20 protein-coding genes and 1 pseudogene are annotated in these 22,026 nt (G+C 61.9%); 8 read left to right on the top strand and 13 right to left on the bottom strand.

The genetic code is table 11. The annotated features are described in order from the left end of the window. Positions 1-13 precede the first annotated feature (13 nt). From ACY8D3_RS18400 to ACY8D3_RS18390, 3 genes and pseudogenes are all read right to left on the bottom strand, one after another. Entirely contained in the window at positions 14-1,507 is a 1,494-nt protein-coding gene (locus ACY8D3_RS18400; RefSeq protein ID WP_462380267.1) for an OmpA family protein, read from the bottom strand. 204 nt (positions 1,508-1,711) lie between these two features. Beyond that, a pseudogene (locus tag ACY8D3_RS18395) lies at positions 1,712-2,199 on the bottom strand (class I SAM-dependent methyltransferase). Continuing rightward, entirely contained in the window at positions 2,196-2,912 is a 717-nt protein-coding gene (locus tag ACY8D3_RS18390) for a FadR/GntR family transcriptional regulator (protein WP_462380266.1), read from the bottom strand. The pseudogene ACY8D3_RS18395 and the gene ACY8D3_RS18390 overlap by 4 nt, the downstream one beginning before the upstream one ends. Positions 2,913-3,286: 374 nt before the next feature. On the opposite strand from ACY8D3_RS18390, the gene gudD reads away from it, so the two are divergent. The 5 genes from gudD (at position 3,287) to ACY8D3_RS18365 (ending at position 9,310) form a co-directional block, all read left to right on the top strand. Further along, complete coding sequence (gudD, locus tag ACY8D3_RS18385) at positions 3,287-4,627, top strand: glucarate dehydratase (protein ID WP_462380265.1); 1,341 nt, start codon at positions 3,287-3,289, stop codon at positions 4,625-4,627. A 696-nt stretch (positions 4,628-5,323) separates the two neighbouring features. Then, positions 5,324-6,289 (top strand): Bug family tripartite tricarboxylate transporter substrate binding protein, encoded by a 966-nt coding sequence (locus tag ACY8D3_RS18380; protein WP_462380264.1) that lies wholly within the window; start codon positions 5,324-5,326, stop codon positions 6,287-6,289. A gap of 46 nt (positions 6,290-6,335) precedes the next feature. Continuing rightward, complete coding sequence (locus ACY8D3_RS18375; protein ID WP_462380263.1) at positions 6,336-6,833, top strand: tripartite tricarboxylate transporter TctB family protein; 498 nt, start codon at positions 6,336-6,338, stop codon at positions 6,831-6,833. Between the two features lie 11 nt (positions 6,834-6,844). Beyond that, complete coding sequence (locus ACY8D3_RS18370; protein WP_462380262.1) at positions 6,845-8,347, top strand: tripartite tricarboxylate transporter permease; 1,503 nt, start codon at positions 6,845-6,847, stop codon at positions 8,345-8,347. Positions 8,348-8,368: 21 nt separating this feature from the next. Continuing rightward, entirely contained in the window at positions 8,369-9,310 is a 942-nt protein-coding gene (locus tag ACY8D3_RS18365) for a 2-hydroxyacid dehydrogenase (protein WP_462380261.1), read from the top strand. A gap of 17 nt (positions 9,311-9,327) precedes the next feature. On the opposite strand, the gene ACY8D3_RS18360 is transcribed toward ACY8D3_RS18365, so the two are convergent. The 9 genes from ACY8D3_RS18360 to ACY8D3_RS18320 form a co-directional block, all read right to left on the bottom strand. Continuing rightward, positions 9,328-10,470: a glycerate kinase gene (locus ACY8D3_RS18360; protein WP_462384438.1), complete on the bottom strand. Its 1,143-nt coding sequence runs from the start codon at positions 10,468-10,470 to the stop codon at positions 9,328-9,330. Between the two features lie 8 nt (positions 10,471-10,478). Continuing rightward, positions 10,479-11,000, bottom strand: a complete 522-nt coding sequence (locus ACY8D3_RS18355) for a gamma carbonic anhydrase family protein (RefSeq protein ID WP_462380260.1) — start codon at positions 10,998-11,000, stop codon at positions 10,479-10,481. A gap of 90 nt (positions 11,001-11,090) precedes the next feature. Continuing rightward, on the bottom strand, positions 11,091-12,398 hold the full coding sequence (locus tag ACY8D3_RS18350) for an acyltransferase family protein (protein WP_462380259.1): 1,308 nt from the start codon (positions 12,396-12,398) through the stop codon (positions 11,091-11,093). Between the two features lie 121 nt (positions 12,399-12,519). Next, positions 12,520-12,954: a MarR family winged helix-turn-helix transcriptional regulator gene (locus ACY8D3_RS18345; RefSeq protein ID WP_462380258.1), complete on the bottom strand. Its 435-nt coding sequence runs from the start codon at positions 12,952-12,954 to the stop codon at positions 12,520-12,522. A 60-nt stretch (positions 12,955-13,014) separates the two neighbouring features. Further along, complete coding sequence (locus ACY8D3_RS18340) at positions 13,015-13,443, bottom strand: YbaN family protein (protein ID WP_462380257.1); 429 nt, start codon at positions 13,441-13,443, stop codon at positions 13,015-13,017. Between the two features lie 907 nt (positions 13,444-14,350). Continuing rightward, on the bottom strand, positions 14,351-14,566 hold the full coding sequence (locus ACY8D3_RS18335; protein ID WP_462380256.1) for a KTSC domain-containing protein: 216 nt from the start codon (positions 14,564-14,566) through the stop codon (positions 14,351-14,353). Continuing rightward, positions 14,563-16,344 (bottom strand): ABC transporter ATP-binding protein, encoded by a 1,782-nt coding sequence (locus tag ACY8D3_RS18330; protein ID WP_462380255.1) that lies wholly within the window; start codon positions 16,342-16,344, stop codon positions 14,563-14,565. The genes ACY8D3_RS18335 and ACY8D3_RS18330 overlap by 4 nt, the downstream gene beginning before the upstream one ends. Before the next feature lie 269 nt (positions 16,345-16,613). Beyond that, positions 16,614-17,495 carry a LysR family transcriptional regulator gene (locus ACY8D3_RS18325; protein ID WP_462380254.1) on the bottom strand — a complete coding sequence of 294 codons (882 nt, stop codon included), beginning with the start codon at positions 17,493-17,495 and terminating at the stop codon, positions 16,614-16,616. A gap of 2 nt (positions 17,496-17,497) precedes the next feature. Continuing rightward, positions 17,498-18,163, bottom strand: coding sequence for a DUF3592 domain-containing protein (locus ACY8D3_RS18320; RefSeq protein WP_462380253.1), 666 nt, complete (start codon positions 18,161-18,163; stop codon positions 17,498-17,500). A 121-nt stretch (positions 18,164-18,284) separates the two neighbouring features. On the opposite strand from ACY8D3_RS18320, the gene trpB reads away from it, so the two are divergent. Together trpB and trpA are read left to right on the top strand one after the other, a co-directional pair. Further along, positions 18,285-19,517, top strand: coding sequence for a tryptophan synthase subunit beta (gene trpB, locus ACY8D3_RS18315; protein ID WP_462380251.1), 1,233 nt, complete (start codon positions 18,285-18,287; stop codon positions 19,515-19,517). Continuing rightward, positions 19,514-20,323: a tryptophan synthase subunit alpha gene (gene trpA, locus ACY8D3_RS18310; RefSeq protein ID WP_462380250.1), complete on the top strand. Its 810-nt coding sequence runs from the start codon at positions 19,514-19,516 to the stop codon at positions 20,321-20,323. The genes trpB and trpA overlap by 4 nt, the downstream gene beginning before the upstream one ends. 251 nt (positions 20,324-20,574) lie before the next feature. Here the strand turns inward: trpA and ACY8D3_RS18305 are convergent, their stop codons facing one another. Beyond that, the gene (locus ACY8D3_RS18305) at positions 20,575-20,979 is read right to left on the bottom strand and encodes a hypothetical protein (RefSeq protein ID WP_462380248.1); all 405 of its coding nucleotides are present in this window, start codon (positions 20,977-20,979) and stop codon (positions 20,575-20,577) included. 483 nt (positions 20,980-21,462) lie between these two features. Here ACY8D3_RS18305 and ACY8D3_RS18300 point away from each other — a divergent pair, with 483 nt between their 5' ends. Next, positions 21,463-21,996, top strand: a complete 534-nt coding sequence (locus ACY8D3_RS18300; protein ID WP_462384437.1) for a DUF421 domain-containing protein — start codon at positions 21,463-21,465, stop codon at positions 21,994-21,996. Positions 21,997-22,026 lie beyond the last annotated feature (30 nt).

Here is a 22,026-nt window from a genome sequence, read left to right as displayed (position 1 = left end):
GTGTCCTCGTGTATCAGGTGCGGATAGGTACAAACGTTGCGGTGTAGGCGTCGCCATTGCTCATCGGATAGAACAGCGCGCCATCGATGGCCTGGGAGTTGCCTTTGCTGAACACGACATCCATGCACGAAATCGGGGTGTCGCTTCCCGAGAGGAAAACGCGATACAGGATCCGATCCTCACCTTCGTAGGTGTTGGCAATGCCATTGGTTTTCGTGGTCGCCGCACGGTTTCCTTTTGCGTAATCCTTGACCACTTCAATAAACGGCTGTCGATCGACCGTCGCTGCGTCCCGCAGTATCGATACCGGGGAGATGGTGACCAGGTGGCCGTTTACGACATTGGCCCACACGCGATTGTTGTAGCCAGGCAGGTAGTCGACGGTTTCACGGGTCTGGAGCGCTTTGCCGTCTGCCAGGCTGATGGCGTCACCTGCCACGCGGGGTGCGTCGGCCTGACAGCTGCTCATGGGGATCTCCGCCGCGTAAGCCCTGGAAATCAAGGAGAACCCGCCTGTCTTGGGAGTGACGGCCTGGCCTAAAGTCCAGGGCGTGGCACTGGCAGAACGCCCGCCGAAATCGATCCGCGCCACGGCTGCCTTGGTTACGCTTTGCTCAGACGTGATTTCAGGTGTCGGGCTCTTCCGAGTTTCGCCACGCTTCGCCACTGGCTTGTCGCGCGTGGGCGCCTGGCTCGGCGCCTTTGGCGCCTCCGTGGAAGTGCCATGTGCCAGATACTTGGGATTGTTACGCTCGTCGTTGACACGCTTGACGAGCGTGGACCTGTCATTGACCTCGACAATCTCTACCCGGCGGTTTTTTCCGCGGGTCATTGGATCGGTATTGTCCGCAACAGGACGTGACGCACCCGCGCCCTGGAAGTAGACCCGCTCTTTCGAAATGCCGTGATCTGCAAGGATGCTCGCAACAGCGCGGGCCCTTTGCTCGGACAATTTCTGATTACCCGCTGCGCTGCCGGTTGCGTCCGTATGGCCGACCACCAGGATCGCCGTTTTGCCGTCCCCCTGGAACGCCTCAGCCAGTTTGCTGACCTGCCGACGCCCTTCAGCCGTGAGCTGTGCGCTGCCGACAGGGAACATGCCCTGATCCTCCACCTGCGCCACGATGCCAGCTTCATCTGACGCCGTTGCGCCCTTGCCGGAGGTGCGCAGCGTCTCGACTTGAATATTGAGGTTTTCCTCCTGCGCAACTTTGCGGATCCGGTCGACACGATCCTTGTAGGCAAGGGCTGCACCGCAACCAGCGGTTGCGCCGGCAATGCCTCCAATAATGGCGCCGCGGTCACCATTGGCCGCAGCCCCGACGGCCGCTCCGGCAACGGCACCGATGAGGCCACCTACTACGCAGTTGGTAGTACGGCTGTTGTCGTGGGCGAAGTTATCGATGGTTGCGCAGCTGGACGTACCGGCCGTTATGGCAATCGCCAATGCGGCGCGGCAGAAGAATGCGGGGTATGACTGCTTCCTTTCCACTTGGGCTCCTTTCATATGGCCCAAGACACCTGTGAATCACATAGCGCTCGTCCATGAAGATTTGTTTCCTAATGTTGGAAATATAGCACTACCGCGACGTCCGTCACGTTACAGGGGAACTTTTTTAGCCGGACGAGGTACTCCGGGGGGGCGCACGGCGGATTTGAGGCGGCCCCGTCCTAGGGCGCCACCATCGGTATTACCGTTCTCGATTCGTACTTATGAAGCTAGGACGATCTTGCGCCAAACACTTGCGAGCCAAGGTTGTTGGTCGCGGGGGAGGCCTGTAGGGCGATAGTAGTGTTCCAGCTCGACGAAGCCGGCGGCGGTCAGGTAACCGCGCCAAGCCTCCAGGTCATGCCAGACGCCGTAGCGGGCGCCTTGCCAGCCTTCCTGGTTATCGCCGCGCGGGTTGGAGCTGAAGAGCACGCCGTCAGGCTTGAGCGTGGCGTGCAGTTCACGCAGCACGCGCGGAAGCTCGACGCTGGGAACGTGGAAAAGCGAGGCATTGGCGTAAACGTCTGCAGATCCCGGCCAGGCCCACAGCCGAAATCCAGTATTTCCAGTACCACGTCACGCGGCAGGTGGCGAAGCAGCGCATCGATGTTCTGGCTAACGTCATGGTCGCGCGTGCTTTCGCGGAAACCAGTGGCGTTCTTGCCGTAGTGCGTCAGCGTCTCGCGGCTGGTGTGGGGCATGCGGGTCATTCGGGCTCCGGCGTGAAGCGTTCACGGCTGTTGGTCAGGTGTGTCCACATCGCAGCCCGTGCAGCCTCCGGGTCGCGGCGGCGAATGGCGTTGTAGATGGCTTCGTGCTCCAGGCTGGCGAGATGGGCCAGGCCGGAAAGGTCGCTGTCGCCCCGCTCGTTCACGTTGATTCGCGTCCGCGGGATCATGCCCGAACCGAGGTGGGACAGGATCTCGGTGAAGTACGGATTTCCCGTTGCTTCGGCGATGAGCAGGTGGAAGCGGCGGTCCGCTTCGACACAGTCGTCGCCGGCGCTGGAGAGCACGTCGAAATCATCGAGCGCCTGGCGGATTTCGGCAAGCTGCGCGTCCGTCCGGCGGACCGCGGCCAGCGCAACCGCCTGGCTCTCCAGCCCAATACGCAATTCAAGAATGCTGCGGACATGGGTCGCGGTTTCGTGGGTCAGGCGCAGGCCGGAATGGGAAGGTCGCTCGATGACGAAGGTGCCTTTGCCGTGGTGCGTTTCGACCAGCCCGGAGGCCTGCAGGCGCGACAGGGCCTCGCGTACCACCGTGCGGCTCACGCCGTATTCGACGACCAATGCGTTTTCGGATGGGAGCTTGTCACCGGGCTTGAGCGTGCCCATGACCATGCGGCGGGTCAACTCCGCGACAATCTCATGAGCGAGTCCAGGCGAGCGGCGAGGAGAAGCAGGCGAAGCAGATGAAGACATCGTCAGGTCCCGGAAATTGAGGTGCACAGGTTAACACTGGCGGGTGGCCATTTGACTGCTCCACGGCATGCCGGCAATGGAACAGCAGACGAGAAGCCGATGCGGGCCAGCCCATGGCGAAGGCGCACTGTGCAACTAAAACCAGTCTTGTCTAACAACTGCATGGATTCTAAATCGGACGGGCGTCAGAGGGACATTAAAACTTGGGTCGCTATAGAGCAATTCTCCGGTTAGGGCTTTTAGCGTGCGGTTTACAGAAGAAAAGGGGGCTATTGCCAATACGTGGCCAGCTTGTATGATGAGTGCCAGCGATTAACACGTCATAGCGTGTTCTCGAATCAGCGCCTCACAACAACAAATCCAGGTAATCGCCCATGAATACACCTGTGTCGCAGACCCCAGTCATCACCGAAGTCATCGTCGTCCCTGTGGCCGGCCACGACGGCATGCTGCTTAACCTCAGCGGCGCGCATGGCCCGTACTTCACCCGCAACGTTGTGCTGTTGAAGGATAGCGCCGGCCGTACCGGCCTTGGCGAAGTGCCTGGTGGGGAGAAGATCCGGCAGACGCTCGAGGACTCGCGTGACCTGCTTGTCGGCCAACCCATCGGCCGCTATCAGCAATTGCTCAACCGTGTCCGCCAGACCTTCGCCGATCGCGATTCTGGTGGCCGCGGCCTGCAGACCTTCGACCTGCGCATCACCGTGCATGCCGTTACGGCGTTGGAGTCGGCACTGCTTGACCTGCTTGGTCAACATCTCGACGTACCTGTCGCGGCGCTGCTCGGCGAGGGTCAGCAACGCGATGCGGTGGAAATGTTGGGCTACCTGTTCTTCCTGGGCGACCGCACCAAGACAGACCTGCCCTATCGCAGCGAGCCGGATGCCGACAATGACTGGTTCCGGGTGCGCCATGAAGAGGCGCTGACCCCCGAAGCGATCGTCCGCCTGGCCGAAGCCGCGCATGCGCGCTATGGCTTCAACGACTTCAAGCTCAAGGGCGGCGTGCTGGCAGGTGATGCGGAAATCGAAGCGGTGACGGCCCTGGCCGAACGCTTCCCCGAGGCACGCATCACGCTGGATCCCAACGGGGCGTGGTCTCTGAAAGAAGCGATCCGCCTTTGCCGCGACCAGCACGACGTTCTGGCCTATGCCGAGGACCCCTGTGGCGCCGAGAACGGCTTCTCGGGTCGTGAAGTCATGGCTGAATTCCGCCGCGAAACCGGCCTGCTAACCGCCACCAACATGATCGCCACCGACTGGCGCCAGATGGTCCACGCGCTGTCGCTGCAGTCCGTCGACATTCCGCTGGCCGACCCACACTTCTGGACCATGCAGGGTTCAGTGCGTGTCGCACAGACCTGTGCGGACTGGGGCCTGACCTGGGGCTCGCACTCCAACAACCACTTCGATATCTCCCTGGCCATGTTTACCCACGTTGGCGCGGCGGCGCCCGGCAAGGTGACGGCTATCGACACGCACTGGATCTGGCAGGACGGTCAGCGCCTCACCAAGGATCCGCTGAAAATCGAAGGCGGCATGGTGCAGGTGCCGAAAAAGCCAGGCCTGGGCATCGAGATCGACATGGATCAGCTGAACAAGGCAAACGAGCTGTACCGCTCGATGGGCCTCGGCGCGCGGGATGACGCAGTGGCAATGCAGTACCTGGTTCCGGGTTGGAAGTTCGATAACAAGAAGCCGTGCCTGGTGCGTTGACAGCTAGCCTGATCCGAAAGGCCTGCATGGTATCGAGGTACGTGTCAGGCTTTTCCAGGTGACCATTCGCGCTATCAGACGAGCCGGTGGGTGGGAGCCCACCGTGCGCGTCATTGGCGGCAGGTAGTCGTTACCAGGCGGTTTTTCTGGCTTAGGTCCAGTTTGGCTGATCCGACAAATGGAAATGCCCAGCCTCGCTGCTGGCTCAAGCCAAGCCATGCGCGATTGCCTATGAATATGCCAACAACGAGCCTGCTCGGAATGCGCTCGGACATGCAGTTTGGCGGTCATTGAATGACCGTTGGTATTTGCTGATTTCCTCAGCTTGTCTGACCACTTCGATGTTGCAGTCGACCGCCCGCTGTCGCGTGCTGATACGTTTAACGCCGTTCTAGAGCCTTCGGCTGGCCCGAAAGAATTTGCCGATCCGGTATTGAAATCACTAAGCATGTCTGCTTTAGTGGAGTTGTCTAATGACAGCGCAATCATCTGACCTCAACAAAAATAACTTCGAGGTTCCTATGACAAGTCCGTCTATACGCACCGTTGGCTCTCCGGCTGCCCTCAATTCATGGCTGCCGCTCCTTTCGCGTCTGCCCCGAACTTCCTCCTACCACCTGTAAGCCCCCGCTGTATCGGCCGGGCCGCGTGGCCGTGGCTGACCTGTTTTGCATCGACAATAACAAGGAGAACGACATGCACTTTTCCCCCATTCGCACCCTCGCCAAGGCTCTGATGCTTACCGCTGCCGTACTGGCACCGGTGGTAGCCCAGGCCGCTGACTATCCCAAGAAGCCGATTCAGGTCGTGCTGCCAATCGCGCCAGGCGGCGACACGGATGTGAACGCGCGTTTGTTCAATAAGTATCTGGAGAATGAGCTCGGCCAGTCGCTGGCCGTGGTCAACGTCGACGGTGGCGGCGGCACCATCGGGATGCGGCGGGTAATGTCGGCCAAGCCCGATGGTTACACCGCGTTGTTCTTCCACGGGGAGGGCATGGTGCCGAAGCTCGCCGGGCTTGTGGATTTCGGGCTTGATGCATTTCAGATGGTAGCCGTCGCGCTAGTGGATAACACCACGGTTCTTGTGACGCACAAGGACGCGCCTTACAAGACCATGAACGAGATGGTGGACTATGCCAAAGCGCACCCGGGCGAAGTCGAGTTCGGCATGCTGACAGGCGGCTACCCGCATCTGGTGGGGGCGGCGCTGGAAGAGCAACTCGGCGCCCAGATGACGCTGGTCGATGTAGGCGGCAATGCCGCCAAGATCGTTGCGCTGCGCGGAAAGAAGATCAACCTCGCGAACGTGCAATACGGCATCGCCAAGGACTATTTCGCGTCGGGCGACTTCATCAATCTCGGCTTGCTCTCCGAGGAGCGTAACCCGCTGATCCCGGACGTGCCGACGACGGCCGAGCAAGGCCACCCGCTGGAATTCAGCAAGTTCTTCTTCTTTGCCATGCCTAAAGGCACTCCCAAAGAGGTTGTCGATACCTTTTCAGGCGCGGTGAAGCGCGTCGTTGAAAATCCCGAGTACCAGGCCGAGGCGAGCAAGTTCTACCTGACGCCCACCTATATGGGTCCGGACGAAGCAACGCAGTACGCCGCTTCTCAGTATCAGTCGCTCGAGCAGTACCAGAAGCTGTTCACCGCCAAGTGATCGTTGCGGAGCCCGTATCCCGGGCTCCATTACGCAAGGGGGCACTATGTTCGGATTCAACGAGCGTCAGCGGCTGGATGCGCTGACAGGATTGGCGTCGCTGGCATTGGCTGTCGTTCTGTACTGGGCCAGTCTCGACGTAAAGGATTTCGCATCGATTGGTGTCGGAGCGGGCTTCGTTCCCAAGCTGACGGCCGCGCTTTTCCTGTTGGTGGGGCTCACCCTGATAGGGGCCGCCTGGCGACGCGACACCTCGGTCGCCACGCACGTCAGGTCCGAGCCGCAGGAGGACGAGACGTCAGGTGGCATCGGCGCAGTCGTGCTGAGCATCGCACTGATGACCGGCTATGTGGCAGTACTGGACTCGGCGGGCTTCGTGCTGGCGTCAGTCGTCTACGTATTCCTGCAGATCCTCATCCTCTGCAAACAGCATCGTCGCCGCTATCTGCTCTTCGCGCTCTCCGCAGCGGTACCGGCGGTCCTTTTCTACTACGTATTCGTCGACGTGTTCGATGTCAGCCTGCCCGCCGGCGTGCTGGGCTGAGGAGGTGAACGATGTTGCTCGAAGGCATTTTGTCCGTTCTGAATTTCCAGACGTTGCTACTCATCACCGGTGGCACGCTCCTAGGTATCGTCATTGGGGCAATCCCAGGCTTGACCGTCACAATGGGCGTGGCGCTGTTCCTGCCCGTGACGTTCGCGATGTCGCCCGTCGATGGCCTGTCGCTGCTCATGGGCCTTTATATCGGGGGTACGTCCGGCGGCCTGATCTCGGCCGTGCTGCTGAAGATCCCCGGTACGCCATCATCGGTGGCAACCACCTTCGACGGTCACCCGATGGCCGCGCGAGGCGAGGCGGGGAAGGCGCTGTCCGTCTCGATCATCTGTTCATTCTTTGGTGGTCTGTTCAGCCTCGCCGTGCTGTTTCTCGTGGCGCCAATGCTGGCGGAGGTGGCCGTTCAATTTGGGCCGTACGAATACTTTGCCATTGCGCTGTTCTCATTGACGCTGGTAGCGGGGCTCAGTGGCGAGTCACTGGCACGTGGCCTGATTGCTGCGGGTCTCGGGCTGACGGTCGCATTCGTCGGGATGGCGCCGATCACGGCCTTCCCACGCTTCACCTTTGACTGGAGCGAACTGGATGCAGGCATTTCCCTGCTGCCGGCCCTCATCGGCTTGTTCGCGGTCTCCCAGGTGCTGGAGATGGCCGAGTCGCGCAAGGTAGAAAAGCCAGTCAAGCCGGCCGCATTCAGCCTTCGGCAGATGGGCTTTTCCATAAAGGCGGGCGCGGGACACTTTCTCAATTGGTTGCGCTCGTCCGTCATTGGTACGGTCATCGGCATCCTGCCGGGGCTAGGCGGTGCTGTCTGCAATATCCTCGCGTATGGCGCTGCGAAGAAGTATTCGAAGCATCCAGAGAAATTCGGTACGGGCGTCACGGACGGCCTGGTTGCCAGCGAGTCATCCAACAATGCGTCGACCGGCGGCGCGCTCGTGCCACTCATGACGCTCGGCATCCCTGGCGACAACACCGCGGCCATCCTGCTGGCTGGCTTCATGATTCACGGCATCACGCCCGGCCCAATGCTCTTCGAGACCCAGGGTGTGCTTGTCTACGGCATCTTCACAGCGCTGGTGGTCGCCAACCTGGTGATGGTGTTTGGCCTCTTCGGCCTGATGCGTGGGTTCGTGCGCGTGCTGTCCGTACCCAAGCACATCTTGCTGCCAGTGGTGATGATGCTCTGCGTCATCGGTTCGTACGGCATCAACAATCGCCTGTTCGACGTGGGTTGCATGCTGGCGTTCGGCGTTCTCGGCTGGGTAATGAAGAAAGCCCATCTGCCAACAACGCCTCTGCTGCTGGGCTTCATCCTCGGCCCCATCATCGAAACGAATCTGCGCCGCGGCCTCATGAGTAGTCGCGGTGATTTCTTGCCGTTCATCACTGAACCGATTTCCGGGCTCGCCCTGCTGGCGGCGTTCGCCGTCGTTGCGGTCACCGCTGTGAAAGAGATTCGCAAGTTCCGTAAGCCCCATCAGCCGCTCAATGCAGCCTGATGCAGACAAAGGATCCATTCCATGACTCGACCTGTAATTCTGCAAATGTGTGCCCTGTCTCCGAAGCTGGACGCCGACCTGGCCGAGCGCTACGAGGTGATTCGCGGCTGGGAGGCGCCTGACCAGGCGGCGCTGGTTCGCGAACAGGGCGATCGGATCGTTGGTATCGCGACGGCAGCGCCCACGGGCGTGCCGGCCGATCTGCTGCAGTCCCTGCCTGCCTTGAAGGTAGTGTCCTGTCGTGGCGTCGGCCTCGACAAGATTGATCTGTCTATCGCCCGGGACCGTGGCATTCAGGTGTCCGGCACGTTTGGCACCCTGAACGACTGTGTCGCTGATCTGGCCTTCGCGTTGGTATTGGATGTGGCGCGACACCTCTCCGCTGCGGACCGTTATGTCCGCGCTGGCAAATGGCAGCAGGCACGCTATCCGCTAACAACAAGCGTGTACGGCAAGCGCCTCGGGATCGTCGGTCTCGGGCAGATCGGGCAGCAGGTGGCACGTCGTGCGAGCGGCTTCGACATGGAAATCGCCTATTGCAGTCGTCGTCCGGTCGACGGGGTGGGTTACCGCCATGAGCCTTCGTTGCGGGCCCTTGCGCAGTGGTGCGACTTCCTCGTCGTGACCGTGGCAGGGAGTGCTGAAACACGTCACCTCATCGACGCCGATGTACTGCGGGCGCTGGGCAGTGAGGGTTATCTCATCAACGTGGCGCGTGGCCTGGTGGTCGACGAGGCCGCGCTGGTATCGGCGCTGACGGAACGGCAGATCGCCGGTGCCGGGCTCGACGTGTTCGAAGACGAACCCAATGTGCCCGCTGCGTTACTCGAGCTCGACAACGTCGTGCTTGCGCCTCACATGGCCAGTGGTACGCGCGAGACGCGCGCTGCCATGGAGGCGTTGACCCTGGAGAATCTGGAGCGGTTCTTCAGCGAAGGCAAGGTGAAGACACCCGCCTTCTGACAGCTTGGGCGCTGCCGTTAATGACGACCAGCGCCCGCAGCCCACACCCTACAAATGTCCCGCGCCGAAGCCTGCAGCAGCGCGCCACACTGCTCGCAGGCTTCGGCGAGCGCCATCGGGCCGGGAACGAGGCTGAAGGCAGCCACCAGTCCGTGTTCGTAGAGTTTCTCGTAGCCGTCGCCCAGTGAGCCGGCTATTGCCAGCACGGGAATGCCGCGTTTCGCAGCGACTTTCGCGACGCCCATCGGCGTCTTGCCACTCAGCGTCTGTTCATCCATGCGCCCTTCACCCGTAATCACCAGATCCGCGCCTTCCATGGCCTGATCCAGGTGCGTCAGCTCGGCCACGACCTCGACGCCGGGTCGAAAGCGGGCGTCGAAGAAGGCCTTCATGGCAAAGCCGATACCGCCTGCAGCGCCGCAGCCGGCAAAGTCTCGGACATCGTGCCCCAGCGTAGCCGCGGCGACATCGGCGTAGCGTGCGAGTGCGGTATCGAGTGCATGTACCTGTTCGGGCGATGCCCCTTTCTGCGGCCCAAATACCTGTGATGCGCCGCGCGGCCCGCACAGGGGGTTATCCACATCGGCGGCCACCTCCAGCCGAACGGTCTCAAGCCGCGCATCGATTGCTGAGCGATCGATAGTTGCCAAGTGGGCCAAGGCGGTGCCGCCCGGTTGCAGGGCATTGCCTTCCGCGTCGAGAAAGCGAATCCCAAGTGCCGAAAGCAGACCGGTCCCGCCATCGTTGGTCGCGCTTCCGCCAATACCCAGGACGATCCGCTGCGCGCCGGCATCAAGGGCCGCGCGGATCAGCTCGCCCGTACCGATCGAACTGGTGACGGTTGCGTCACGCTGCTCGCGGGTCAGCAGCATGAGCCCGCTGGCGGTTGCCATTTCGATGATTGCAGTGCGCTCGGCAGCAATCCACCCCCAAGCCGCCGATATAGGGTCGCCGCGAGGGCCTTCCACGCGCGTCTTCCGCCATTCGCCACCAGCGGCCGCGAGCACCGATTCGACGGTGCCTTCGCCGCCATCTGCCATGGGACAGCACACGATATCGGCATCGGGCCACACGGAGCGGACGCCTGCCGCGATGGCGTCCGCGACGCCTGGTGCGCCCAGGCTGTCCTTGAAGGAATCTGGAGCGATAACGATCTTCATGGGTGTTGTCATGCGTCCGCCTCCAGGCCACGCGCATAGCGTCGTGCATTGTCGACATAGTGCGCGGCGCTTGCCTCAAGGCCGCGGCGCTGCTCTTCGGTCAGTTCTCGCACCACGCGTGCCGGCGAACCCATGACCAGGGAACCGTCAGGAATAACCTTGCCTTCGGTGACAAGCGCATTCGCGCCGATAATGCAGTGTCTGCCGATCTTCGCGCCGTTGAGCACGACGGCGTGGATGCCGACCAGGCTGTAATCGCCCACCTCGCAGCCATGCAGCATGGCCTGATGCCCGACGGTGACGCCGGTGCCGAGCGTGAGGGGCGAACCCATGTCGGTATGCAGAACCGCACCGTCCTGCACGTTGCTGTTTCGGCCGATATGGATGAGTTCGTTGTCGCCGCGGATCACCGCACCGAACCAGACGCTGGCGCCTTCATCGAGACGCACCTTGCCGACCACATCGGCGCTGGGTGCAATCCAGCTCTCGGGATGGGCATCGACCCGTGTGTCTTCCAGACGGTATTTCATCGAAGGCTCCTCAGGCGGGGCGGATGTTGTGAGTGTCGGATCGCCCCTCATGAGCCTGTTTATATCATGCGTACCTTCGTTGCCCAGCCGCTAGCGGCTCGACTCGCCTGGGGGCTTGGGCCCCACATGAGCGCTACGCCGGCGCGGTTGCCACGAACTGGGCAGGCGCTTCTCGAGCCAGCGGCGTATGGGGCCGATCAGGAAGCGTTGGAAGATCAGGCCCAGCGCGACGATGAACAGCAGATGCGGGATCAACGCCCAGAGCGGGATCGTGACCTGCGTGATCGCATCGCCAACGGCCTCGCTCATCATGTCTTCCACGACATCGCTCATCACGTCGGTGGCAGCCTCCTGGGTTTCGTCCAACCAGGTGAGGATGCGGCGCGTCCAGGGTGCAATCAGCCCAATCAGCGGTGTGTGGATGGCGAAGATGCACAGCGACGCTTCGCCCAGCCGTTGCGCGATGTGGCGGACCGAGTCGGAGCGCGGCGCCGAGAAGGTCGTGCAGGCCAGCAAAAGCATGCTTTGGAACGGTGTGAGCAGACCATTGTGGACGAGGTAGAACCAGCGTTTGCCATCCTCGTTCAACAGCCATGCGCCCAGTGCCAGGCTGCTCAGGCCGACCGCGATCAGCGCATACCGGTAGCGAGCCACCCACGCCTCGACAGCAGGCTCCTTGATGGCGCGGTACAGCAGAATGCCGATCAGAAACTCGGGCAGGCGGACGATGGGGTTACGGTGCATGACGCCGACAGTGATGTAGTCGTAGGCATCGAGCCAGGTGGCCACGGCGGGCGCGAGTAGATACAGGCCCCAGACAGAGAAGCCAATGAGCATCCAGCGGCGCGCCGCCATCAGTCTTGGGCCGATTACCGGGAACAGGAGATAGAAGAAGAGTAGGGCAGAAATCGACCAGGTAGCGCCGTTCAACCAGAGGAAGCGCGGCTCCCAGGACTGGAGCAGCAGGAACTGCATCACCACGTGCATACCTGCCGCGAACCAGCCCAGCGGCGGAAGGCCCTCGCCATAGGTGCTCTCGACCGGGGCGTACGGATGTTGGTTGTAATAGACGAAAACCCCTTCGGCCACGGACTCGCGGAAGAAGAGGAGCGATAGCGCAATGATCAACGTGATCACGTGGATCGGGTAAAGGTTGCACAGTCGTCGCGCAATGAAGCCTTTCGGGCTGCCCTTCATCTGGCCGTGGTCGTTAAGGCAGACGTGGGCCAATAAAAAGCCGGACAACAGGAAGAACGTGCTGGTGGCGTAGAAACCCATGCCGACCAACTGCCGGAAGAGTTGTGGCGCGTCGCCATAGAGGCCGCCCAGATGGTAGATCACCATGTAGAGCGCCATCAGAAAGCGGAGCCACTCGAGGCCGTAATAGTGCTTTGTCATGAAGCGAGTGCGGGCCTGGTCATTTTAAGGGGGCGACATTATGCCCGGTTGCCCCAATCGCTTGGACCCTGGATCACGCCGTCGTCTCGCTTCGAGGGGATGAACGGTTCCGCTTGGCCGTTCAGTCGTCTTCCAAACGCTTGCGAAGCGCGGTCAGACGCGCCCGCAGCTCGCTCATCTCCGAATCGTCCAGGCCGCACGCGCTGCCGACGGCTTGGTTGACATGCAGCGCCTTCTGCTGGAGCGCGCGGCCTGCGTCGGTCAGCTCGAGGGACAGGCTGCGCTCATCGCTCGCGCCACGGCGGCGTACCAGATATCCCTCGGCTTCCAGGCGCTTGAGCACGGGCGTGAGCGCGCCGGAATCCTGATGCAAGCGGTCAGCGAGTGTTTTCAGCAGGATCCCGTCTCGCTCCCAGAGCGTGAGCATCACGAGGTATTGCGGATAGGTGAGCCCGATTTCAGCAAGCAGCGGTTTGTACAGCTTCGTCATCGCGAGCGATGTGGAATACAGCGCGAAGCAGAGCTGTTGATCAAGCAGAAGCTTGTTCGAGGACATCGGGCGTTTCCTGTTGCGGTAGAAGGGCTAGTGTAAGTCGGACGGGCGAGCGCGGGCGTTTTAGCTGTGACCATCGGGGCCGTTGGGATGATCGTCCGGCGGGTCCGCGGGAGGACGGCGATCAGGACGCGACCAGATGTAGCCCATGCCGATCAGCATGAGCACGCCCGTGCAGATGACCGACAGCCGATGGGAGACCGTCAGCGCCATGAAAGCGAATGCCGCCAGCATCGTCAGGGTAGAGGTGATCTTCACGCGGCGGCTGATACGACCTCCGTCTTTCCAGTCCCGCAGCATCGGCCCAAACAACCGGTGATTCTCGAGCCACGCGGCCAGGCGTGGCGAGCTCTTGCTGGCCGCCCATGCCGCCAGCAGCACGAACTCCGTCGTTGGGAGGCCTGGCACGACGACGCCGATCATCGCCACGGCGATAGCCAGGTAGGCAACCGCCAGCCACAGCCACTTGAACCGGCGCGACCGCTCAGCCATGACGAACGCGCGCCGGCATCACGGGATGTTGGCACGCGGCAAGCGTGGAGGGGGCGGGCGAGTAGGGCGTCATGAAATCGTCTAAAGAAGCGGTACGGCAGCTGGCGCATGGTTTCAGCAAGCGACAACCGGAGCAAGCATTGTACGACTGAAAGCGATGTGGCGGTCCGGTCGGCCTGCTTCGAAGGTGGGCAAAGCGCTCGATATCAAGCTCACTTGTCATAACTGGACATGAAAAGTGCGCGGCGCGGTCAAATATCGTACGTCGATTGCTGTCCCTTGGATGTCCCCGAAGCGGTTCCGCGGACGACCAGGAGGTCGCTCATGCAACGCTATCTGCTGGCTGCCTTGATGTCGTGTGTCGCCGGGCTGGCCCACGCGCAAAGCATCAATGTCCAGACCTATCCCATCCTCAATTACGGCGTAAATGCGGGCCCACCGCCCGTCCGATACGACGCGCCTCGCTATCATGGCGGCTACGGCTCCCATTATCGTCCCCAGCCCCATAGACCCGGCTGGCGTGGACATGATCGGTGGCAAGGCGGTCCCCCAGGCCCTGGTTTTCACCGGCCGGGCTTCCGAGACCCGGGCCACCGTGCGCCTGGCTATGGCGGCCCGCCCAACCACCGCCAGCCGGGTTACGGCCATCCGGGGGCCGGCCAACCGGGGGCCGGTCATCCGGAATACGGCCGCCGTGGATACGGCCATCAGGGTTACCACCGTGGGCCAGCCTACGGCGGCCCTTCCTACGGCAATCCCCGATGGCAACGCCCCGGCCCGCCGCAGCGGTGGAATGTGGGGCCGAGAGGCTGGTGACGTCCTGTGGCTTGCGCCTCGTCTAAAGTTAAACGCGGACTGACCGTGCTGCGACGTCGCCTCGCGCGGGAGGATGCTGGGATCGCGCCGGTCAGTTCACCTGTTCGTACTCCAATCCCAGGCTCTTGAACGTCTGGTTGAACCACGTGCCTTTCGATTCCGCCGCCAAGAGTGTCTCGTACACCTCGATTGGCACGTCCCGATAACGGTAGACATCCCCGCCGTCGAACTCGACTTCCAGGACCTGCCGGCGCGCGTCGTAGCCGATCGATACGAGCGCTTCGGACGCTATTGGCTTCCGTCTCATAGCCGCGGCGCCTCGTGCTTGAAGCTGGCCCCCTGGATCTGCCAGAGGGAAGCGAACAGACCACCTGCCGCCAGGAGGTTGGCAGGGCTGTCGTCTTCGACGATCTGCCCATGTTGCATGACCACGATGCGGTCAAAGCCCATGAGAGTGGACAGTCGGTGCGCTACGGCGAGCACGGTCCGGCCTTGCATCAGGTCGTTCAGCGCGGCCTGGATCTCGGCTTCGGAATGGGTATCCAGCGCCGAGGTTGCCTCATCGAGAATGAGGATTGGCGCATCCTTCAGGAATGCACGGGCAATACCGAGCCGCTGGCGCTGACCGCCCGACAGCATGACGCCGCGCTCGCCGACCATGGTGTCGTAACCCTTTGGCAACTCCCGGATAAAGGTATCGCAGTACGCATGGCGCGCCGCTGCGATCACTTCTTCGTCGGTCGCATCCGGTCGGCCGTAGCGGATGTTTTCCAGGATGGTCCGATTGAACAGCGCGGCTTCCTGCGGAACCACTGCCAGCAGGTTGCGGAGACTGTCCTGGCTCACTTGCCTGATGTCCTGTCCGTCGATCATCACGCAGCCGCCTTTCACATCGTCCAGTCGCTGGATGAGCTGGATCAGGGTCGACTTGCCCGCGCCGGAAGGTCCAACGATGCCAACTTTTTGGCCGGCTGGAATGTACAGGTTGAACTGGTCGAATACGCGGCGGCCATCCGGGTAGCTGAACGCAACCTTGTTGAATTCGATCGTGCCTTCCTGCAAGGCGATCGACGGCTCCGGATCGTCCAGAGCATGGGGCTGCAACACGATCTTCAGCGTGTCCGAGATGGCGCCAAGTTGCTGCACGGCCTCGACGAGCGCGAGGGCGAGTTCGCGGGAGCCATTGAGGATGCGGAAGGTCAGGGTGCTAACGAGCACCACGTCGCCCGCGGTGACATTACCGTCGCGCCACAGTACCACCGACCACACCAGCATCCCGCCTGCCATCAGGGCAAGGCAGATATCGTGAATGACGCGCGCCTTCTCCAGATACATCCAGCTGCGGCGGTGCGCCTTGGCCTCGATGCCGATCTCGTTGGACAGGCGCTGTGCCTCACGCTCGCGAGCGGAGAAGGCCTTGATCGTCCAGACGTTACTGACCACATCGACCAGTTCGCCGCCGACACGGGCGGCTTGAGCGGCATAACGCTGGTGCTTGTAGCGGCCGCGAATGCCGAAGCCAACGATAATGCCTGCGACCAGCGCAACGAAGACAATCAGCGCGACGGCCATGTACCAGTGCACGGTAAACAGCACGAGCACGGCGCCAACGAAATCAACGCAGGGCGGCATGATGCGCCAGGCGAGGCTGCCATAAATACCCTCGGCAGCCTTGCTGGTGGCGGTGATCCGGTTACCCAGCGCTCCTGCAAAGTGCTCGCTGAAGTAGCGCATCGGGTGCCCCGTCAGATAGCGGAACAGGTCGACGCGCAGGTCCACGCAGCTTGCAATCACGGTCCGGCAGCCGGCCCATCCCGACATTCGCCAGAAGGCGTTCTCCATCACGATGAGGCCAATGAACACGCCGAGTGGGAACCAGACGCTGGCCTCGGCACGGTTGTCGGTGGCCATCGCATCCACCAGCAGCTTCATGCCGTACTGGACGGCCACGCCACACGCGGACGCCCCGGCGATCAGCAGGAAGACGCCCCCGAAATGCCAAGGGCGGCGGACGACGTAGTGCCAGAGAAAGGCGACAGGGCGAGTCGGCAGGACTTTCGGGGGGCTGACCGCGGCGACGTTCATGCACGACCTCCATGGCCGAGCAGGAACGCCGCGTACCACGAGGGGGCCGAGTCAGCGAGTCTGCGCGGCGGAATCGGACTCATGCATCTTCTCCTGAGGTGAGCTTCATTCGAGCAGAGACGCAGTAGGCGCATCTGCCCCTGCGTTTCGACTCGCTCTTCATGGGTTATGAAGGTGCAAGGGCGGGTCTGGTTCCTTCCGTGCGTGCAGGCGGTCGAATCGGAGCGGCGCGTAACGCGCAGGCTAGAGGGTCCGGACAGGAACGCGCGTCAGACGTGCGCGAGCTGGATGCGCAGCCAATGGGCGAGCTGTTCGGCGCGCCGTCCGGCACGACGTTGTGGTACCCAAAGGGCGAGACGTGCGCGTGTCTCGACGAAACCCCAGGGCGCATCAAGCCGCCCCGCAGCGAGATCATCGGCCACCAGCTCTTGCGGTGCGATCGCGACGCCAAGGCCTGTCGTGGCTGCTTCCAGCAGGTAATACAAATGCTCGAAACCCTGCCCGAGCGAGAGGCGCGCAGCATTCAGCCCGCAGGCGTTCGCGAACTGCGGCCACGCTTGCGGGCGGGAGGTTGTATGAAGCAGTGGCTCGTCGTAGAGCGCGGTAATTGGCGCCTTGGCGAGCGCCGCGTAGCGCGGATGACGCGGGCTGATGACGGCGCCGATACGCTCGGCAGCAAGCTCGTGGACCTGCATGTCCGCCGGCCAGGGTGGCGCCGCGAAATGAAGGGTGGCATCGACACCCGGTCCGCGGGGGTCAAGCTCACCTTCGCTTGCCGATAGTTGAAGGCGTAGCTCGGGTAGGTCGCGATTAAGCCTGTCCAGGCGCGGAATGAACCAGCGTGCCAGAAGGCTGCCCGGGCAGGCCAGCACGAAGGGCGCGCTGGCGTCCTGCTTGCGCAAGTCATCGCAGACATCATTCAGGCGGGCGAAGGCATCGCCCGCGACGTCCCGTAACCTCAGGCCCGCTTCGGTCAGGCGTAGCCCCCGGCCTTCCTTGCTGAAGAGCTGTACGCCAAGCTGACTCTCGAGCGTCTTGATCTGCCGGCTGACTGCCCCATGGGTGACATGCAGCTCATCCGCAGCACGGCTGACGCTCAGTAGGCGGGCGGCGGCTTCAAAGGCATGCAGGGCATTCAGGGACGGCAGCACGGTCACCTCGCGATGGTAGGTAGGAATCCGGTGTCCATGCTGTAGCGCTTTGGATCTCTCCGGTCGATGAATACACGAACCTGTTTGAGATCCGCCACGAAGCGGCTGGGATCGAACCACAGATTCTGGCTCTTGAAGACGTGCAGCTTCCGAGTGGTAGGGTCCTGCCACTGCGCCACGATTTTCCAGGGACTGCGCCCATTGATCGTGAGCATCCGGTTCATGCTGACTTCCACGATATCGGCCTCCACCGGCTGGCCCGTGCGCTGCAATTCCACGGCACGACGGCGACCCTGTATGGCGGGGATCAGGATGAGCAGGCTGACGAGCAGGGCGATCGCGCCGAATCCGCCCAGGATCAGGCTGCCGAGCCAGTTCTCGACGAAGCTGTCGATGCGGGCATTTGCAGGGTTTTCAGGTGCATAGAAGACGTTCACCGTTTCTCCGTACTCGAACGCAGGTGGCGTGCTGCAGGTGTTGCTGCGGTAAAGGATCGGTGCGCCGGAATCGGTATAAAACTCAACAGTCGGACACCCGTCGCGTAGGTCCACCACTTGCGCCTGTGCGGTTGCCATGAACGTTTGATCATTCAGCCTCGCCTGCTGAAGCGCAGCGGCGCCAGCGAGCGCAGCGATGCCTGCGACAGCGAATACCCATACGAACTTCATCTTCAACTCTATCCTTTTAGTTGATTAAAACTCACACGTCTACGCGGTTTTATCCATGTTCGGTCGCCGAATCACGGCGTAGACTGGCCCTATTGTCCTTCCAAACCACGGGATGCATGCCATGTCTGGTTCACAGAATTCCTATCGCACCGGCCCTGATACCAATGGTCTCTTTGGAGGCTTCGGTGGCCAGTACGTCGCCGAGACGCTCATGCCGCTCATTCACGATCTGGCGGATGAGTACGAAAAGGCCAAGCAGGACCCTGAGTTCGCCAAGGAGCTCGCCTATTTCCAGCGCGACTACGTCGGCCGTCCAAGCCCGCTGTATTTCGCCGAGCGTCTCACCGAGCACTGCGGCGGCGCGAAGATTTATCTCAAGCGCGAAGAGCTCAATCACACCGGCGCGCACAAGATCAATAACTGCATTGGCCAGATCCTCCTGGCCCGCCGCATGGGCAAGCAGCGGATCATTGCCGAGACCGGCGCCGGCATGCACGGTGTGGCCACGGCTACCGTCGCGGCGCGCTTCGGCATGAAGTGCGTGATCTACATGGGCACCACGGACATCGACCGTCAGCAGGCGAACGTCTTCCGCATGAAGCTGCTCGGCGCTGAAGTGATTCCGGTCACCGCAGGCACCGGCACCTTGAAGGATGCGATGAACGAGGCGCTGCGTGACTGGGTGACCAACGTCGAGAGCACCTTCTACCTCATCGGTACGGTCGCCGGGCCCCACCCATATCCCGCCATGGTGCGCGATTTCCAGGCCGTGATCGGCAAGGAAACCCGCGACCAACTGCAGGATCAGGAAGGGCGTTTGCCTGATTCGCTCGTCGCCTGCATTGGCGGCGGTTCCAATGCGATGGGTTTGTTCCACCCGTTCCTCGATGATGCGAGCGTCAAGATCGTGGGTGTCGAAGCAGCGGGCCATGGCATCGAGACCGGCCAGCACGCTGCGAGCCTCAATGGCGGCGTCCCCGGCGTGCTGCATGGCAACCGTACGTTTCTGCTGCAGGATGACGATGGCCAGATCATCGATGCGCATTCCATATCTGCTGGCCTGGATTACCCCGGCATCGGCCCGGAGCATGCGTGGCTGCATGACATCGGCCGCGTCGAGTACACCTCGATCACCGATGATGAAGCCCTTGCCGCGTTTCACCAGTGCTGCCGCCTCGAAGGCATCATCCCGGCGCTGGAGTCTTCCCATGCGCTGGCCGAAGTCTTCAAGCGTGCGCCGGGCCTGCCGAACGATCACCTGATGGTCGTCAACCTGTCCGGCCGTGGCGACAAGGACATGCAAACCGTCATGCACCACCTGGGTGCCGAAGTCGAGAAGGAGAGCCAGGCATGAGCCGCTTGCAGACCCGTTTTGCCGAACTCAAAGAGCAGAAGCGCGCTGCGCTGGTGACCTTCCTTACCGCGGGTGACCCGGACTACGACGCTTCGCTTGCCATCCTGAAAGGCCTGCCCAAGGCGGGGGCCGACGTGATCGAGCTGGGCATGCCATTCACTGATCCCATGGCCGACGGCCCCTCGATCCAGCTCGCCAATATCCGTGCGTTGGCCAACAAGCAGGATCTGGCTGCCACGCTGCGCATGGTACGGGCCTTCCGTGAGGAGGACACCACCACGCCCATCGTGCTCATGGGCTACTTCAACCCCATCCACAAGTACGGCGTGCCGCGCTTCGTGGAGGAGGCCAAGGAAAGCGGCGTGGACGGCCTCATCATCGTCGACCTGCCGCCCGAGCATAACGCTGACCTGTGCGACCCGGCGCAGGCAGCGGGCATCGACTTCATTCGCCTGACCACGCCAACCACCGACGACAAGCGTCTGCCGAAGGTGCTGAACGGCAGCTCCGGCTTCGTCTACTACGTGTCTGTTGCAGGTGTAACCGGTGCCGGTGCCGCAACGATGGAGCATGTCGAGCAGGCCGTGGCCCGTCTCCGTCGCCACACGGATCTACCGGTGTGCATCGGCTTCGGCATCCGCACGCCCGAGCACGCTGCCAACGTCGCCCGCCTGGCCGATGGCGTCGTTGTTGGCTCCGCGCTGGTCGACCAGATCGCCAAGGCGCAGAGCCGCATGGACGCTATCGATGGTGTACTGAACCTGTGCAGCCAACTGGCGGAGGGTGTACGCAGCGCACGCCGCTGATCAGCCGAGAGTCAAAAGCCGCTGTCGCCCAGAAGGGCGCAGCGGCTTTTTTTGTGCCTGAAGAATGGTGCTTCGACGTCGGACGCGTTCAAGCCATCTGGTGGCTAAGAATGCTTGTTACGAGGCCGAGTCAGACCACCCCCGCAATCAAGCCCTTCGACGAATGGCAACCTCTTCGCTCAAGAGGGCGCCAAACAGCGCAGCCTTTCCTCCGGGTTAACCAAGCGGGTGAAGCCGCGTCCGCAGGAGTCTTACCATTGGTAGAAGCCGTACATCACTACACCGACGCCGAACCCCATCTGCGCGAGCAGTAACGCGCGGATCGCGAAGGTGTAGCTGATAATCGGGTTCTGACCGCGCGCATCGTTGGCGAAGAGTTGGTAGCTCTCGGGAAACTCGGCTTCGATTTCTTTCAATGCCGTGATGGTGAGCTGCAACAGCCGCCTGCTTCGTGCGTCAACGAGCCAGAAAACGGCGGCCAGCATCACGGTAAAGGCACCGAGCAGCATCAATAGCCCCGGCGAGAAGCCGCGTTCCAGCGCGGCAAGCACCCCACCGTCTGCAAAAATGGCAAGCACGACGAAAAAGTTGAAGCCCCGAAGGCGTTGTTCCGCGTTTAGCTTGAAGTGTGCCCATACGAATCCACGGCTATCCACAGGCTTATCCTTGCTGCTCCCACGCTAATTCATCTAAGAGCGTCGACCTGACGGATAAGTCCGGGTGAAAAGCAAAATTCATGAAGTGGATACGACGCACCCCAGAAGCATCATTGAATCCAGGTTGCGGGATCGATTGTCTCGGTGGGTCACGCGTTGCCAACCCGCCTACACGTTTGCCTCGCGCCGAGGGTCGCATCGTGGCCGTAGAGCCGTAGGGTGGAAACCCGAAGGGCTTCCACCGTTTACCTCGGTGAAGATCGAATCGCTGTCGCGTGATGAGCAACAGCCCGCCTTGCACACCAATGCCGGTCGTCGGTTTGGAGAGTCGGCCCCGAAAATACGGAAGCGACCACACCCGCCGTGGGCAGCGCAATGAAGCGTGACGGTGGTGGCATGGTTGGCTTCACGGCCGAGCCCGCTATGCAATTGCGTGCGTCGATACGCGGTCTACCCCGGACACTTGCTGGTCCGGAGGTTCACGTGGAAGGGATGTTTTTCAGTAGCGGCTCTACGCTGGTGCGTACGGTGGTAGTAGGCGTATTGGCCTATATCAGCCTGGTCGTGTTGTTGCGGCTGTCGGGGCGGCGGACCTTGTCGAAGATGAATGCGTTCGACCTGGTAGTGACGGTTGCGTTGGGGTCCACCTTTGCCACCATCCTGCTGAACAGCGATGTCTCCCTGGCGGAGGGTGTGCTCGCGTTCGCGCTGTTGATCGGCCTGCAGTACGCCGTGACATGGACCAGCGTCCGGGTGAGCTGGGTGCGCGAAACAGTGACGGGCGAGCCCGCGATGCTGTTTTACCAAGGGCGATTCCTCGGGGATGCCATGCGACGTTCGCGGGTGACCGAGGATGAGATACGGTCTGCCATACGGAGCAGCGGGCATGCAGCGATGGATGATATCCACGCGGTGGTGCTCGAGACGGATGGGAGCTTTAGTGTCGTGAAGAAGGGTGCAGGGCAGGGAGCATCCGCGTTATCGGATGTAGACCAGGTCGTGGCGTCGATGGAATAGCTGCTCGGGAATGCCTTTTCGCAGCGCTGG

The organism is Pseudomonas sp. Marseille-QA0892 (genome assembly GCF_054950135.1).
The sequence above is the reverse complement of the archived record's forward strand: the minus strand, read 5'-3'. Positions and strand labels throughout refer to the sequence as shown.